The sequence below is a fragment of the Okeania sp. KiyG1 genome, assembly GCF_014132355.1.
Classification (GTDB): Bacteria; Cyanobacteriota; Cyanobacteriia; order Cyanobacteriales; family Microcoleaceae; genus Okeania.
The window spans coordinates 52,121-68,268 of sequence record NZ_BLZO01000088.1; the positions used below are offsets into that span (position 1 = coordinate 52,121).

A 16,148-nucleotide genomic window follows, 5' to 3' on the forward strand; every position below is an offset into this window, starting at 1 on the left:
TTTTGACTTTTGACTTTTGACTTTTGAATTGATAGCTTCTCCCTTTCCAACTTCTTCATTTATAACTTTTGACTTTTGACTTTTGACTTTTGAATTTATAGCTTCTCCTTTCCAACTTCTTCATTTATAACTTTTGACTTTTGACTTTTGACTTTTGAATTTATAGCTTCTCCTTTCCAACTTCTTCATTTATAACTTTTGACTTTTGACTTTTGACTTTTGAATTGATAGCTTCTCCCTTTCCAACTTCTTCATTTATAACTTTTGAATTTTGACTTTTGACTTTTGAATTGATAGCTTCTCCCTTTCCAACTTCTTCATTTATAACTTTTGACTTTTGACTTTTGACTTTTGAATTGATAGCTTCTCCTTTCCAACTTCTTCATTTATAACTTCTGAATTTTGACTTTTGACTTTTGAATTGATAGCTTCTCCCTTTCCAACTTCTTCATTTATAACTTTTGACTTTTGACTTTTGACTTTTGAATTGATAGCTTCTCCCTTTCCAACTTCTTCCTTTCCAACTTCTGAATTTTGACTTTTGACTTTTGAATTGATAGCTTCTCCTTTCCAACTTCTTCCTTTCCAACTTCTGAATTTTGACTTTTGACTTTTGAATTGATAAAAACTTCTTCCTTTATAACTTTTGAATTTTGACTTTTGATTTTATAACTTCTTCCTTCTTCCTTCTTCCTTCTTCCTTCTTTATTCCAAAGAATATATAGATCGTGATATCCACAAAGACCTTTTTTAATCCGATGCCATTTTGCTTTTCCCTTAGTTGCTTGGTGAATAATTTTACCTACCCATTTTTCTCCCACATAAGTAACTCCATAATCTTCAGTTTTGAGAAAAAGACTTTCACTTTCTGGAGTAAAGTAAATTTCTTCTGCATCTATTTCTGTCTCTATAGTCATTAAAGATAAATCATGAGTACTGAAAATTAATATGCCGTTTTCTCTCAACAAACTATATAACTTTTCTAACCAACCACTGAAAGTTTTTTTAGGAGTGTGACTAAAAAATGAACAGGCAAAAATGCAGTCAAATTTTTCATTGAGTTGATAATCTTCAGGATGATTAGTTGAAACTATACCCTCTACTCCAAGCAATTTTTTTTGAAACTCTACTGCTTGAGAATAAATATCAGAAATCCAAATTTTATGAGCTGGTATTTCCTGAACTAAAAATCTACTAAAACGCCCATAACCACTAGCAAAATCTAGAAAAGAAGAGATATTTTCAAAGCCATCAAAATGCCATTCTACAATTTGTTTAACTGCATCTAATATTCTTTTGCCATTAGAAAAATATCGTAGTAGTGCTTCATAAATCTTTCCTTCAGTATTTTTCAAAGCATAGAGATACATTTCATCCTGTGGATGAATATTTACTTTTACTTTTTCAGGTTTTCTAGTTTGGTCTTGAATAAATGTATCTATAATTAACTGATTATCTACTTCATTTTTTTAGGATTCATATTTTTAAATAGGTGTTATACCAAATTGATCAATATTTGCTACAAATAGCTAGGATATTTCTTAGGAGTTAGGAGTCAGGCGTCAGGAGTCAGGAGTCAGAATTAATAGCTTCAATACCATTTTTCAGGTCAAAAATCATTTTTTTTGTCAAAGAACATATTCTGCATTTGTCTTTTTATTCCTCTTACTATTCGTAACATTTTTTTTCATGCTTGATATTAGATTTTAAGAGAAGTACAAATAAAAGTTTTTATTGAAGAAGGCAAAAATCAAAAGTGAAAATTGTATGGGAATAGTCAACGAGGGACTACTTCGTTTCTACAAACCTCAAACAATTTTAAGCACTCCCTTTGACCAAAAAATTAGATTTCAAGCTTCCTCTTGTATAGAGGATAAAAAAGAAAATTCTGTATTTTAAGCCTTCTGCTTTCCTAGGTAATGCTGCACAAACAGTAGAAGCTACTGTTAACTGATAACTGAAATGACGGTGGAGTATTAAATCTGCAAAAGAAAAATAAAAGTTTTTAATAATTTTACTGTAATTCAATCCGCTTCAGAGCAGACAAAAATTCATCTGATAGAGAGGGTTAAAATTAGCTTTTTACATTAGATATTTGCCAAAAAAATTATTAACTGAACCTTATTTTACTGCATTAATTTTATAGCAGTCGAAGGAAAGGTTAAAACAGTTCAAAAAATTAAAACTCAGACAAAGTAAAACTTTTCCTTCTTTCTCCTTTCTTCCGTTATACATAAGTAAAAGGTAGACTACAAAACCTCTGCCTTTTACCTTTAAGCCAAAATATCTGAATTTTATGTTAAGGAAACTGCTATAATTTACGGCTGTAATTAAAAGTATTTATATCTACTTTAAAATTAATTTTATTTCTTTCTCCTTAAATAGCTAAATTTAACAATTAATAATTAATAATTACCTATCCTTGAAAAGAAGAGGCTTGACTAATTATGAAAATTTTTTCTCTCTTGGTCGATTGGATATGACTAGGAAACCCATCCATCCCTCGACCGCTTGTTTCTACTTTAAAGGAGAGACTTTAAACCTTAATTATTCGGTAAAATTTTTCCCACAACTATTAGCATTAATATACTTGTATTTCTGGTAACTCCAAACTCCTGTGGGTTGCTCTAAGTACCTAGACAGAATTAATTGTGTATTTTTGATTGCTATGTCATATATCTATCAAAGGATAAACGACAAATTTATATACAAATAATTTTGTCTACTTACTTATAGACATAAACTCTACCTAACTCCTTTTCTTCAAAGTTATATAGCATTTCTCAATAAGCGTGAGGTACACTTTTATCTTTACTTCACTATTGCTTATTGACTATTGCCTATTGCCTGTTGCCAAAAACAAACGAATTTTGTACTTCACCACCATGGTAATTGCTATATAAATGTCATATTTCTAATACTTAAACTAGGTTCTATTAAAAAGTCAACTACTCCCGTACCACATGAATCACTACAATGTTGCACTCTAAACATAGCAATATCAATGCAACGGGATAAATAAGTTAGATGGTCACCTGCCATACCAACAACTCCAGCATTTAAAAAATATACCCCAGGATTTAGCAAACATTTAAACTTAAATTTCACTATAACCTTCTGCTGTGCTTCTACATATTCTAATGATTTAGTATAACCATGTAACGATGCTCCACCTAAGTCAAATCCACTCAGAGTTTTAATCAACATTCCAAACCTAACTTTAGATGTAGAGTTAATAAATTTTACTGTATAAGTATAGTAATATTCTCGACGATTAATTAAATGATTTACCCTCTTACCATCCAAAGTAATAATATGAGGGTCAATAATTTCCGACCCTTTATTAGGATAATGTATCGTATTTGAAGGTATCATTTCCGGGTCATAAATTTCTTCATATTCTGTTGATTCTGAAATTTTATTTTCACTACTTTGTTCTGATTGAGATGATTTTTCATCTGTTTCTTCATCATCCAAGAAATCCTTAACTGTTAAATTAGGAATCTGACGAATTTCTTCCCTAATTGATGGAATTTTATCAGGAAAAGCATAAATTAATTTCTGATATTTAGATACCACATATTTAGGAGCATGATAAAGCAACATGTCACCATGATCCATCAAAATTGCTGAATCACAAAGTTGTACAACTGTCGAAGCAGCATGAGATACAAATAAAATTGTTCCTCCCCTTTCTTGAATGTCTTGAATACGAGCAAAACACTTTCTCTGAAATGCTTCATCTCCCACCGAAAGTGCCTCATCAACTACTAAAATATCTGGGTCAACACTTGTCGCCACAGCAAATCCCAACCTAATAAACATTCCACTAGAATAAGTTTTTACAGGCTCGTCAATAAAATCTCCAATGTCGGCAAAATCAGCAATTTTATCAAATTTTTCTTCTATTTCTGATGGTTTTAATCCTAATAATTGACCATTAAAAAAAACGTTTTGCCTACCTGTAAACTCTGGATTAAATCCACTCCCAAGCTCCAAAAGTGCAGAAACTCTACCTTGAACTTTTACCGTTCCAGTTGTTGGTGTAAGAGTACCAACAATTATTTGTAGAAGAGTACTTTTCCCCGAACCATTCCGCCCGACAATTCCTAAAGTATGCCCTCTTTCTATTTCTATACTTATATTTTGCACTGCCCAAAATTCATCAGCACGACTTTTTCCTGGGAATAGAATTTCTTTTAAACGGTCTACCGGATGCGCATATCGTTTAAAGCATTTAGAAACATTTTGCAGTGAAATTACAGTTTCAGCCATGAATTTTCTGGGAAATATTAACTAGCTATTAGAATTTCAGCATTTCCGTCAGGAAACACTTTTTCATCTTTTATATAACAGGTAAGACTGGTAGTTAACAATTAATAATTAATTATTAATTATTACCTAATAATTAAGGTTTAAAGCTTCTCCTTTCAAGGAGAAACAAGAAAAAATTTTCCTTTTATTCAATCCTCTTCCTTTTAGGGAGAGGTAATTATTAATTATCAATTATTGAACTATCCTTAAAATTAAGGGTGTTTGTGCATTGTAATTGTCTTGCATTATCCGACAATGTTTGTTACAAGAACAGTCGGAGAATCTTGCTCCTATTCCTGGTATTCCTTTTTTCTATATACCATTACTATACACGACTACCAAATTCAGAGTATTGACAAACAGGATTTTTTTGATTTATTGCCTATTTAAATCAGAGACTTTCAAACTTAATTATTCGATTTTCAGAGAGCTTTGATTATTGAAAAAGTAAGTATTTGTGACCATTACTATACTATCTATTTGATAAAAGAAAGTATTTTTATTTATAAAACATCTGCAAAAGCAGGACGTAATTTTATGTAAAACCACAAGGCAAAATTTTCAGAGAGCTTTGATTATTGAAAAAGTAAGTATTTGTGACCATTACTATACTATCTATTTGATATAAGAAGGTATTTTTATTTATAAAACATCTGCAAAAGCCGGACGTAATTTTATGTACACCCACAAGCCAAAATAAAATATTAATACAGACATAAAAGCAGCAATTCCTAATTCTCCCCAGTGTTTAATTTCTCCTACTAAAACCAGGTCTCGATATACTTCAGCGATCGCTGTTAAAGGATTACACCAAAATACCCATATTCGCCAATTTTCAGGAATTACAGATGCCGGATATACTATTGGTGTAACGTAAAACCAAAGATTTAAAATTACTCCTAAAGTCTGAGGAATATCCCGTAAAAATACTGTTAATCCTGCGGTGAAATAACCTAAACCTGCCGTCAATAAAAGCTGCGGTAAAAATACTATCGGTAATAGCCATAATGTTTGATGGAGTACCCCAGATGATATACATACCATTCCTGTTAAAACTATTAATCCAAATGTACTTTCTATAAAAGTTGAAAAAACCGGAACTAAGGGTAATAAACTAAGGGGAAATACTACTTTTTTGACTAAGTTGGGCTGCCCAATCACACATCCAGAAGCTTGAGTTAATCCATTAGTAAAAGCCAGCCAAGGAATCAACCCAGCAAATAACCATAATCCAAATGTCACCTTACTATCTTCAGGTAGCCCTTCTAGGTTAAGCTTGACTTTAAGAATAATTGAGAATACATAAGTATAAATTAAAAGTTGGGATAGTTGATTAAGTAGTGGCCATAAATTCCCCAGAATAGAACCTTTATATCTAGCTTCTAAATCTCTTCGTACTAATGTTAATAGCAGGTTCAAATTTACCAACCAATCAGTATTTACCACAGTTAGCCAACTACTAACCCTGCTAGTTTTGCGGACAATTCCTTTCATAGTCCTACTATTTTCCGTTTTTTTCCTCTACACCAAACTCAAGCAAAATTGTCTGATGACAAACGCTTGTAATGTGACAGCTCCCGTCGCTAAACTCTTGCGAGCTATAGCGCGGGCTTCTCGTTGACTCCTGGTAACCCGTCGGACATTTCACGTTCGCGCAGCGGCTCCGCAGGAGAAACTTTGGTTTTACTTCCCCGTGCTGCCCCACCGGAGAAGGAGTAGAGATTAATTTCTCGCTCTACCTACGTTCGGTGAAAGTTTTACATACAATCAAGCTGTACTTTGAATGCACAATTCCTTGTAAAACCCTGTACCTTCCGTTGTCTAGGATCGTTTTGTAGGCGGCGGTTAGCTCTTGAAATGACTTTACCTACATCATTTACTTTACCAGCATTTTGCCCACCATTCATCCCGTCGCTAATCCGGAAGGATATAGCGCGGGGCTTCTGGCGGTTGGTGCTAAATGTCTCTACCTACTGAGCAAAAAATTTTTACCGAAAAATTGGGTTTAAGGCCTCGCCCATAAGCGGGCGACTTTCTATACTATGCTATAATGAAATTGGTTATATACCCGCCTTGTCTCATAAATACTGTAGAAAAGAAGATTAGGTCGAGATTCCTTCAGTTGAGAGCTGAACAAGGGAAGCTTTCAGGTCAATGAGCAGCTTAAACTTGGAGGCACAGATCAGCATCCATAAGAATTCTTGATAAGTCGCGGGAGGGCATTCTGAGACTCGTGCGCGGACGTGGAGGCAAGTGTAAGACTACCGCCTACGGTAGCAGCAGCCTGTGAGACGTCAACTCGCTGAGGAGCTACGGCTCGGTAGGAATCCCCGTGCCTTTAGGCCGGGGAGGATGTCAATATCATTCTCTGCCAGTAGATAGGTACGGTTTTTGAGATTATATCAGGGGATTGGCAAAAATACTTTTTTCTATCTAAAGTATTTGCCAGATATACATGATATAATTATAAGTTTAAATTGACTTCAAACAATATTTTCTAGTTGAGTAAGGGTTCTATTGCTTGTTCCATAGCTTTTAATTGTTCGCAGTCGTAACCCCATTGTTGGAGAAAGTCTTTGTAATTACCTCGATCTGTAGTTATGCTTTGATATAGCTCCTGAATATTGCCTTGTATACTTGGTATATTTAGGCTCTTTATTAGTTTTGTGATGCGCGATCGCACTGTTTGTGATTCATTAGCTGCCTCTTGGTCTTGGTTTCTTTGATGGTGGACCACCATTCCAGAAGACATGGCCAGACTTTTAACTAATAATTCTGTCACTGTTTCTGGAGATGATTCTAAGGCTCTGATAATTGATGGTGAGGGATTATCTACTAAGGGTCTAGGGTCTCTCAGATAAATAGCAAAAAATGCTCTAGCAGTATCTTTCCTCTTGACTAAATCTCCAATTAATTCTTCTATCTTTGCTGCCGATAGCTGGCCTGTTTCCATCTCGGACATTATTTCTTGAGTCAGGGCCAGTGCTTCTTCAAATGTTATATTTTCTTTTACGGACAATGATGTTGATTTCATAGCTTGGGACATTTTCTTAAATATACTTTCTAGTATGATAAACATTGTACATAAATATAGTCTAAAGGCCTGATATTTAATGCTACAATTAAATTGGCTAATAATTCCAGACTAAATAATCATAAAAATCCTAAATTATCGAATATTAATATAATCTAACCCCCCTTGATTTATGAGATTAGTTGAGAGACATATTATTCAAAAAAAACATCGGTTTTATCTGGAAATTGACCGACTATGTCTCTTGTCGAAAAATCTCTATAATTATGCTAATTATTTGGTTCGTAAGTCTTTCATATTTGAAAATACTTATCTTGACTATTACGATCTGCAAAAAACACTCTCTACCCAATCAGATTATCAAGCAATGCCAGCCAAAGTATCTCAACAAATCTTGATGATACTAGATAGAAACTGGAAAAGCTTTTTAGCAGCGAACAAAATTTATCAACAGAACCCATCAAAGTTTAAATCTCATCCTCGTCTTCCTAGATATAAAAATAAAGTAACGGGAAGAAATATTGTAGTTTATACAACACAAGCTATCAGCAAGAGGCAATTAAAGCAAGGAATTATTAATCCCAGTAAAACAGGGATCTATCTAAAAACATTAGTACCTACTTCACAAATTAAACAAATTCGTCTCGTCCCTAGACTTAATCATTATGTAATAGAGGTCATTTATGAAGCTACTCAAAAACAATACGAGTTAGAAAAAAATCGTTGTGCCAGTATTGATATAGGATTAAACAACTTAGCTACATTAACCTTTAATCAAGCCGGAATCAAACCAATCTTGATAAATGGCAGACCGTTAAAATCTATAAATCAATACTATAATAAAGTCAAAAGCTTCCTGCAATCTCAACTCCGGGAAAATCAATCAAGTAAGAGGCTGAAAAAACTTTGTAATCAAAGAGAATTTAAAATCAATGATTATCTTCATAAATCATCTCGTTTGATTATTGATACTCTAACTAATCAGAAAATAGGAACATTGATAATAGGGCACAATGAAGACTGGAAGCAGAAGATAAATCTAGGGAAGAAAAATAATCAAAATTTTGTATCTGTCCCCTATAACAAGTTAATAGAAATGTTATCTTATAAAGCTAAGATGGTAGGGATAGATGTAATAATTACAGAAGAATCTTATACCTCAAAAGCAAGTTTTATAGATAATGATATTCTTCCTGTATACAGAAAAGGTCAGAAAAATCAAGTCACTTTCTCAGGAAAAAGAGTAAAAAGAGGTTTGTATCGTACCGCCAACAAAGGATTAATTAATGCTGATGTTAATGGTTCTTTGAACATTATGAGAAAAGCAGTCCCAAATGTTTTTGACTATGGGATAGAGGGTGTTGTAGTTCACCCAGTCAGGATAACACCTGCAAAATAAGGATATGTCTTATTGTGACTATATTTTTATGAACTATGATAATCAATAAATAACTTAGCTCTCATTTTCCAGTTATGGCCATAATATCTTCCAAAAAACAATCTCCACAACCAGAAAGGCCAGATGAAAACATTTTCTTAGCTTCAGAAAGTAAAAGTTCGTATAAAACCAAAAAATCAAAGTCCAAAAGTGAAACAGATGAAATAGAAGCTTTATTAGAAATAGAGGCAACTGCTGAAGACAAAAATAATAGTAAAAATGAAGAAAAAATCCGACCTCAAAAGTTAGCGGAATATATCGGACAAAAAGACCTGAAAGAAGTATTAAATATTGCGATTTCGGCGGCCAAATCAAGAAAAGAACCTTTAGACCATCTGCTACTTTATGGCCCGCCAGGGTTAGGGAAAACTACCATGTCTCTAATATTGGCAGCAGAAATGGAAGTTAACTGTAAAATTACTACTGCTCCTGCTATTGAAAAACCTAGAGATATAGTAGGGTTGCTAGTAGGTTTACAAAAAGGGGATGTTCTGTTTATAGATGAAATTCATCGCCTTTCCAAAATGACAGAAGAAATTCTATATCCGGCGATGGAAGATTTTCGGCTAGATATTACAGTGGGTCAAGGTAAAACTGCTAAGACTCGGAGTATTCCTCTCAAACCTTTTACTCTAGTCGGAGCAACTACTAGGGTTGGGTCTCTAACTTCCCCTCTGCGCGATCGCTTCGGAATTATCCAGAGGTTACGTTTTTATGAGGTTGATGAACTGAGTCTAATTATTCTCCGAGCAGCAAAACTTTTAAATACAGCTATTACAGAGGATGGTGCTGAGGAGGTTGCCCGTCGTTCCAGGGGTACGCCTCGAATTGCTAATCGTTTACTTCGGCGAGTGAGAGATTATTCGGAAGTGAAAAAGTTGACCCCTGTGAATGCTGAGGTAGCAAGTGAAGCCTTAGAGTTGTTTAATGTTGACCCTCTAGGTTTAGATTGGACAGACCGTAATTTATTGAGGACGATGATTGAAAATTATAATGGTGGGCCTGCTGGTTTAGAGACAATGGCAGCAGCAACAGGGGAGGATGCTCAAACTATTGAGGAGGTTTATGAGCCATATTTGATGCAGATTGGGTTTATGCAGCGCACTCCTCGTGGTCGGGTTGTGACGGCTGCAGCTTGGAGGCATTTGGGTTTTAGTCCACCCGATGAGCAGTTGAGTTTAAAACTGTGAAATTTTAATTTAGTTATGATTTTGGAAGTAAGCTATTTGTTTTTGTTGTAGTTTTTTGAATTGAAGTGCGGAATGTGGGTTTTAATGTCTCAATACCCCCTGCTTGGTAAACATTGATTAGTTGCTGCCTGAGAGTTGGATGATTATTTATTTGCTGTTGAATCGCTATTTCTGCCAAAGCTTCATTTGCAGTTGTAGGATTTTGGGCAAGATCTTCTAATAGTGCTTAAAATTCCTTTTGACATCCTCCCGACGCTGCACTTGCGTGACAGCGCGGGATTCCTAACCATCGCTGATTAGGCCTTTCTGCTTCAATGCACCAGCCTCCAAGGTCGAGCCTCTTTTCGGTCTTACAGTCGCTCCACAGACTGACACTGCTAGCCCAGCAGCCATATTTCTAAGTCTAACACACTATTGACATGCGCCGCAAAATTGATTGGTTTTCCCATCTCTCCGCTCCCCTTCGGGAGAGCGCGGGTCTTCAACCAACGTTGAGATAAATAAATAAACTATAGAAACCCAGTTTGTACTGGATGATCTTGCATCATTTTAAGCTAGAGGCAAAGCCTCGACGATGGCATTCCCTGAAAGGTGCAAGGAATTCTGGGCTTTTCAGTCAGGGAATGATTACGCAGTTATCGCCTTCTTTCTCCTTGACCGGGATAGCAAAGCTGTGGTTGTCTGCCAACTCCAAGGAGTCGAGCCCTCACAAGATTTCAATGTTTGACAATGCTCTACCCAAACTACTAAATCGAAGATCGGAGCAGAGGTTCGCTCTAGATATTGATCGAAATAGTCTGAGTCCAGTCTACACCAACGCTACCACTACTACTACCGCCCGAGTATGGGGTATCGGTGTCGTCCTCGGTGACGATGACTTCATAGGCCGAAGGACCGCCCCAGTTCACCCCTACCATGGTTAGCGAGTAGGTGCCAGGTGCGAGAATCACGCTGGGATAGATTGTGACATCCACTGGCTTATTACCGCCAGACTTATAGTGGAGTAATTCGGAACTGCCTCTCGCAGTAGACGCGATTAGAAAAAGCTCGTTGTCTGCTTTCGTGACTTTAATTTGAGTTATGGTCATAAGAACTCCCTGTATTAAAATCTGTGTACGTTTGTTTATTAGTTAGCAAGCATCCTAACTTATATGCTAGATCATGTGACTATACTAACTCCTCCTAGGGACAATTGTCAAGCACTTGCGGTTTAACTCCGGGAATGTGGGTGTCTCATCTGCAAGGGCGGGTGGGACACCCTAGATAATGCCATTTGGCACAAATATAATAAATTTTGTTAGTTTATTCAGATAGCAAAAGTGGCGAGGAGGACGCTCAAACTATTGAGGAGGTTTATGAGCCATATTTGATGCAAATTGGATTTATCTAAATGTTGCGAGAAGACCCGCGCTTTCCTGACAAGGAAGCGTCGGGATGAATCGCAACCATATTGCGGTTTTACACATAATATATTAAACTGTAAGTGTTGGATAAGTAAGTAGTAGATGGTTGAGAAAGCGTATAAATTTAGATTCTACCCTACTCCAGAACAAGAAAACTTGTTGAGGAGAACTTTGGGGTGCGTGAGACTCATCTACAACAAAGCCTTGGCAGCCAGAACTCAAGCTTGGTACGAGAAACAGGAGCGTGTAGGATACAAGCAAACTTCGGCCATGCTGACAAGCTGGAAAAAACAGGAGGACTTAGAGTTTCTCACTGAAGTCAGCAGTGTACCATTACAGCAAAGTTTGAGACATCTACAAACAGCTTTTACTAACTTTTTTAGTGGACGGACTAAATACCCAAACTTTAAGAAAAAACGTAATGGTGGAAGTGCTGAATTTACGCTCATCAGCATTCACGTGGAAAAATGGTCAAGTATACCTAGCTAAATGTGCTGAAGCATTACCGATTAGATGGAGTAGGCAATTACCACCAGGTTGTGTACCTAGTACAATTACAGTCAAACTTGACCCCTCTGGTAGATGGTCTGTGTGTTTGAGATTTAACGACAACAGAGATTTCCAACTCAAACCACTCAAAAAAAGAGTTGGTGTTGATGTTGGTATTAGTAGTCTCATCGCTACAAGTGATGGCACAAAAGTCAACAACCCTAAGTATTTTAATAAACTGTATAAGAAACTCAGATTATCTCAAAAATCACTCAGCCGAAAAACCAAGGGCTCTAATAATTACCAGAAAGCTAGACTGAAAGTAGCTAGGATACACGCAAAAATCAAAGATTCAAGACTTGACTATACTCATAAACTAACCACTCAATTAATTAGAGAAAATCAAACTATTGTAGTTGAGGACTTGGCCGTAAAAAACATGGTCAAGAATCATAAGTTAGCTAGAGCAATAAGTGATGCAAATTGGGGAGAATTAGTCAGGCAATTAGAATACAAAGCAGAATGGTACGGTCGAGAGTTAATCAAAATTGATAGATATTTTCCCAGTTCTAAGCGTTGTTCTGAGTGTGGATATGTAGTAGATAAACTACCTCTAGATATTAGAGAGTGGGATTGTCCAGAATGTGCAGCTCACCATGATCGAGATCTTAACGCTAGTATAAATATTTTGGCTGCAGGACTTGCAGTGTCAGTCTGTGGAGCGACTGTAAGACCCGAAGGGAGCAAGTCTCGGAGGGCGGGTGCTATGAAACAGAAAGCCCCTAGCAGTGATGTTAAGGAATCCCGCGCTGTCACGCAAGTGCAGCGTCGGGAGGATGTCAAGCAGCGTACTCCTCGCGGTCGGGTTGTTACTTCCGCAGCTTGGAGACATTTGGGTTTTGCTCCGCCCGATGAGCAATTGAGTTTAAAGTTGTGAAGAAATAGACACTTTATAGATATATTTATCATCACCCTTCATTCAAAGAAAATCTCAAAACTTGGAGTAAGTCTCTACTGAGTAAAGGCAGTGAAACAGTCGTAACTGAAATAGTAAAAGAAGGAGTTAAACAAGTTATTACTCTTGCTATGACAATGCTAGTTTAGATACATAATCCAAAAATTTTCTCACTAAAAGTATTAGTTGAGAGAAGATTAAGACGAAGAAGAATAAGAAGAACTAACTAATGTTATTAGATGCCTACCGATACTATTTTGCTAACATTTGTTAACAATGCACAGCAAGATTAACCTGCTGAGGGGGTATCTCCCAATGTGGTAGAAAAATTTTCTACCACGCTTTTGATCAAAATTCCACGCGGGACCTTTAAGTCGCGATCGAGGCGAAAACCATCATTGCCAGTAACAACTTTTCTACCACCTAAATTATTCAGAATTTCACCAGTCCAGCTAACAGTTTTGCTAGTGTATGCTTCACAAACATCTAAGACAACTTTGTTATATTCAACAGCTTTATGTTTCAAAAAAAGTTCAAATCTATAATGTGCCCAGTTCAACATTTGTCTAACTGACTTACTTCTGAGTTTTCTGCTGGATTTGATTATCATCTGAGAAACTTCAAAAGTTGGAAGTAAAATCACATCAAAGTTTTGAACCAAAAACAAAGCAGCTTTGTGATGCAGTTCATCTATAAGATTCCTAATTTTTAATCTCATTCGACTAGCTGCTTTTTTCATTCGTTGCTTTGTTTTAGATTTGGCTTTAGTTAACCTAGATATTAAGTCGTCTAAGTAGTAGCAAAGTCTTTGAATTTTGCCAATATCACCGGAACCTATCCAACCGAAACTATTCTCAGAAAATAATGTGAGAAAGTTTCTTACACCAGGGTCTAATGCCACAATTCGATTTTGATTCTCAGTATTATGTTTTGGTACATCAACTGGTAAGCACAGGTAATATTCTCCTCGCTGTATAACTATTCTGCAATCCCCAAAAGATTCTGGTAATGGCTCAGAAAATCTAATTTGGCCTAGTTTAGTGTGGTAAATACCTTTAGCTGACACTGCCGACTTAGGTATGTAGCAAGACTGAATAGGGTTTTTACGAGATTTGAATTTTACCTGCTGAACCTGTCGAGTTTTACTATACTTAACTTTTGCTTCTCTAACTGCTATACAAGCATCACGAATGGCAATAGATTTTATCTGGTAAGGAACAGGTTTAGACCACTCAGGTAAATTATTCAAAATTCCTGCTTTGATTGCTTTCCAATTGGCTTTGGTATCAGGTTGCTGAAGATATTCAACAGTGCGGTTATAGGTAAACCTCGCCACACCTATCCATTGCCTAAGTAATTGCCTTTGTTCACAATTTAGGTAAATCCGAATCTTCTTTGATTTTTTGCTTGTACTTTCTAAGTCCGTGGACTCGAACCGAAAAAATGTGGATGATAGAGAGAACATCGGCGACCATTTCTGACTCTGGACAGTATATAGTTTGCCCTTGAACCAGGATTTTTCCACCGTGTTGTTCGACCAAATACTGTATAAGCTCGAATCCAAATCTGGTGAGTCTGTCCCTACAGGTAACAACAATTGTGAGCTGATCGCCTCGCAAGAGTCTGTCCAGTATGGTTCTAAGACCTTTTCGCTTAAAGTTGAGTCCATTGCCAATGTCTTTGATAACTTCTGCAGAAATTAACGGCGTTTGATTTAACGGCTGAGTTTCACAGAAATATATTAAAGCAAAATTAACTACATTAGCTAAAAACATTCAATTTATTTCTTTGAATTAAATAATTTACATGATGCCATGCCCCATATAAATCAATCTCCAAATAAAAATTGGACATCACTACATGACCAACTACATAAAACATTACGTCAACGAAAATTATTACCAGAAAACCAAAGAATATTAATCGCAGTATCTGGTGGTCAAGATTCCATAAGTCTAACTAAATTACTGTTGGATTTACAATCAAAATGGGGTTGGTATTTAGCAATAGCTCATTGTGACCATAGATGGCGACCAGACTCAGAAGCTAATGCTAATTATGTGAAAAAATTAGTAACAAATTGGCAACTGCCATTCTTTTTAGCAGTAGCAGACCGAGTTTATCAAAGTGAAGCGGAAGCTAGAAAATGGCGTTATCAAACTTTAAGTAAAATTGCCTTAGAGTCGAATAGTCAATATATCGTAACTGGCCATACAGCTAGCGATCGCGCAGAAACTCTCCTATATAATTTAATTCGTGGTAGTGGTACTGATGGCCTACAAGCTTTGACTTGGCAACGTCCTCTGACAGAAAATTCTTCTTTATTACTGATACGCCCCTTATTAGAAATTACTCGTAGTCAAACAGGCGACTTTTGTCAAGAGCAAAAAATTGGTATTTGGGAAGATTCTACGAACCAAGATTTACGTTATGCTCGTAACCGCATCCGCCTCGAATTATTTCCTATGCTACGCCAGTTTAATCCTCAAGCTGAACTAGCACTAGCACAAACGGCAGAAATACTAAGTGCAGAAGTCGATTATCTTGAAAATGAGACAGAAAAGCTATTAGAGAAAGTGACAAAGATAGATATAGATAATCTGAATATTTCTGAGCTTGAGTCTCAACAGGTCAAATATATTAACCGTTTAGTATTACGCGAAGTTCCTCTAGCACTACAAAGAAGAGTAATAAGACGTATTTTACAAAAAGTTTTACCTATTCATCCTAACTTCAGTCATATTGAAAAGCTAACAAATCTAATTGATGCTCCTAACCGTTCTCAAACAGACCCATTTCCTGGTGGAGCGATCGCCAAAGTTCAACACCCTTGGATTTTATTGGTCTATATAGGCAAAAGGGAACAGTTCATTAATTGATAATTGATAATGGATAATTGATAATTACCTCGGGTTTTAACCGAGAGGATTGAATATAAGGAAATATTATTTCTTTATTTCCCCTTAAAAGGGAGGCTTAAAGGCGCGAATTATTTAATTATTAATTATTAATTATTAATTATTCGGTAAAGAAAAACATAATAAAAAGGTTGAATTTTTAGATTTTATGGAATATTGATTTTTTTATTGTAGGAATAAATCACAAATTTTAAGATGTAACTACCTTTGCCTGAATTTAGTAGAAAATATCTTAAGTTCAACTAATGGTGGGTTCGGAGAACTATAAGTTCCTCATTATCTTTTCTTTTATCGGTTTAATACCCCATCATCTATACAGTGCTTAAAATTGCTTGAGTTTTGTAGACACAAATGTGGCGTGTCGAAGACTATCAATAAGCAATTTTCCCTTCTGCCTTCTGCCTTCT

General features: G+C 35.9%; 11 protein-coding genes and 1 pseudogene. 4 read left to right on the forward strand and 8 right to left on the reverse strand.

Translation table 11 applies throughout. The annotated features are described in order from the left end of the window. Positions 1 to 452 precede the first annotated feature (452 nt). The 4 genes from SAGCYANO_RS19940 to SAGCYANO_RS19955 all read right to left on the reverse strand — a co-directional run bounded on the left by SAGCYANO_RS19940 (position 453) and on the right by SAGCYANO_RS19955 (position 7,348). Positions 453 to 1,370 (reverse strand): class I SAM-dependent methyltransferase, encoded by a 918-nt coding sequence (locus SAGCYANO_RS19940; protein ID WP_202221658.1) that lies wholly within the window; start codon positions 1,368 to 1,370, stop codon positions 453 to 455. Between the two features lie 1,525 nt (positions 1,371 to 2,895). Next, entirely contained in the window at positions 2,896 to 4,275 is a 1,380-nt protein-coding gene (locus SAGCYANO_RS19945) for an ABC transporter ATP-binding protein (RefSeq protein ID WP_202221659.1), read from the reverse strand. A gap of 681 nt (positions 4,276 to 4,956) precedes the next feature. Further along, the gene (locus SAGCYANO_RS19950) at positions 4,957 to 5,808 is read right to left on the reverse strand and encodes an ABC transporter permease (protein WP_202221660.1); all 852 of its coding nucleotides are present in this window, start codon (positions 5,806 to 5,808) and stop codon (positions 4,957 to 4,959) included. Positions 5,809 to 6,811: 1,003 nt separating this feature from the next. Next, a complete protein-coding gene (locus SAGCYANO_RS19955) occupies positions 6,812 to 7,348 on the reverse strand; it encodes a hypothetical protein (protein WP_202221668.1) in 537 nt (178 codons plus the stop codon). Positions 7,349 to 7,520: 172 nt separating this feature from the next. Between SAGCYANO_RS19955 and SAGCYANO_RS19960 the strand changes: the two genes are divergently transcribed. Together SAGCYANO_RS19960 and ruvB are read left to right on the forward strand one after the other, a co-directional pair. Next, positions 7,521 to 8,747, forward strand: a complete 1,227-nt coding sequence (locus SAGCYANO_RS19960) for an RNA-guided endonuclease TnpB family protein (protein ID WP_202221661.1) — start codon at positions 7,521 to 7,523, stop codon at positions 8,745 to 8,747. Positions 8,748 to 8,821: 74 nt separating this feature from the next. Further along, positions 8,822 to 9,976, forward strand: a complete 1,155-nt coding sequence (gene ruvB / locus SAGCYANO_RS19965) for a Holliday junction branch migration DNA helicase RuvB (RefSeq protein ID WP_202221662.1) — start codon at positions 8,822 to 8,824, stop codon at positions 9,974 to 9,976. A gap of 13 nt (positions 9,977 to 9,989) precedes the next feature. Here the strand turns inward: ruvB and SAGCYANO_RS19970 are convergent, their stop codons facing one another. Both SAGCYANO_RS19970 and SAGCYANO_RS19975 read right to left on the reverse strand, forming a co-directional pair. Continuing rightward, positions 9,990 to 10,154, reverse strand: coding sequence for a hypothetical protein (locus tag SAGCYANO_RS19970; protein ID WP_202221663.1), 165 nt, complete (start codon positions 10,152 to 10,154; stop codon positions 9,990 to 9,992). Between the two features lie 598 nt (positions 10,155 to 10,752). Next, entirely contained in the window at positions 10,753 to 11,064 is a 312-nt protein-coding gene (locus SAGCYANO_RS19975) for a hypothetical protein (protein WP_202221664.1), read from the reverse strand. Between the two features lie 417 nt (positions 11,065 to 11,481). Between SAGCYANO_RS19975 and SAGCYANO_RS19980 the strand changes: the two are divergent. Next, positions 11,482 to 12,655, forward strand: a pseudogene (locus SAGCYANO_RS19980) (RNA-guided endonuclease InsQ/TnpB family protein); the annotation flags it as partial. Positions 12,656 to 13,112: 457 nt separating this feature from the next. Here SAGCYANO_RS19980 and SAGCYANO_RS19985 read toward each other — a convergent pair. Beyond that, on the reverse strand, positions 13,113 to 14,288 hold the full coding sequence (locus SAGCYANO_RS19985; protein ID WP_202221665.1) for an RNA-guided endonuclease TnpB family protein: 1,176 nt from the start codon (positions 14,286 to 14,288) through the stop codon (positions 13,113 to 13,115). Beyond that, a complete protein-coding gene (locus SAGCYANO_RS19990) occupies positions 14,191 to 14,598 on the reverse strand; it encodes a recombinase family protein (RefSeq protein WP_237396401.1) in 408 nt (135 codons plus the stop codon). Before SAGCYANO_RS19990 ends, SAGCYANO_RS19985 begins: the two co-directional genes overlap by 98 nt. 39 nt (positions 14,599 to 14,637) lie before the next feature. Between SAGCYANO_RS19990 and tilS the strand changes: the two genes are divergently transcribed. After that, the gene (gene tilS, locus SAGCYANO_RS19995) at positions 14,638 to 15,702 is read left to right on the forward strand and encodes a tRNA lysidine(34) synthetase TilS (RefSeq protein ID WP_202221666.1); all 1,065 of its coding nucleotides are present in this window, start codon (positions 14,638 to 14,640) and stop codon (positions 15,700 to 15,702) included. Positions 15,703 to 16,148 lie beyond the last annotated feature (446 nt).

Bases quoted from the DNA above. Each gene is read 5' to 3' on its own strand.
- SAGCYANO_RS19940 (WP_202221658.1), bottom strand. From the start codon at position 1,370: ATGTATCTCTATGCTTTGAAAAATACTGAAGGAAAGATTTATGAAGCA.
- SAGCYANO_RS19945 (WP_202221659.1), bottom strand. From the start codon at position 4,275: ATGGCTGAAACTGTAATTTCACTGCAAAATGTTTCTAAATGCTTTAAA.
- SAGCYANO_RS19950 (WP_202221660.1), bottom strand. From the start codon at position 5,808: ATGAAAGGAATTGTCCGCAAAACTAGCAGGGTTAGTAGTTGGCTAACT.
- SAGCYANO_RS19955 (WP_202221668.1), bottom strand. From the start codon at position 7,348: ATGAAATCAACATCATTGTCCGTAAAAGAAAATATAACATTTGAAGAA.
- SAGCYANO_RS19960 (WP_202221661.1), top strand. From the start codon at position 7,521: ATGAGATTAGTTGAGAGACATATTATTCAAAAAAAACATCGGTTTTAT.
- ruvB (WP_202221662.1), top strand. From the start codon at position 8,822: ATGGCCATAATATCTTCCAAAAAACAATCTCCACAACCAGAAAGGCCA.
- SAGCYANO_RS19975 (WP_202221664.1), bottom strand. From the start codon at position 11,064: ATGACCATAACTCAAATTAAAGTCACGAAAGCAGACAACGAGCTTTTT.
- SAGCYANO_RS19985 (WP_202221665.1), bottom strand. From the start codon at position 14,288: ATGTTCTCTCTATCATCCACATTTTTTCGGTTCGAGTCCACGGACTTA.
- SAGCYANO_RS19990 (WP_237396401.1), bottom strand. From the start codon at position 14,598: ATGTTTTTAGCTAATGTAGTTAATTTTGCTTTAATATATTTCTGTGAA.
- tilS (WP_202221666.1), top strand. From the start codon at position 14,638: ATGCCCCATATAAATCAATCTCCAAATAAAAATTGGACATCACTACAT.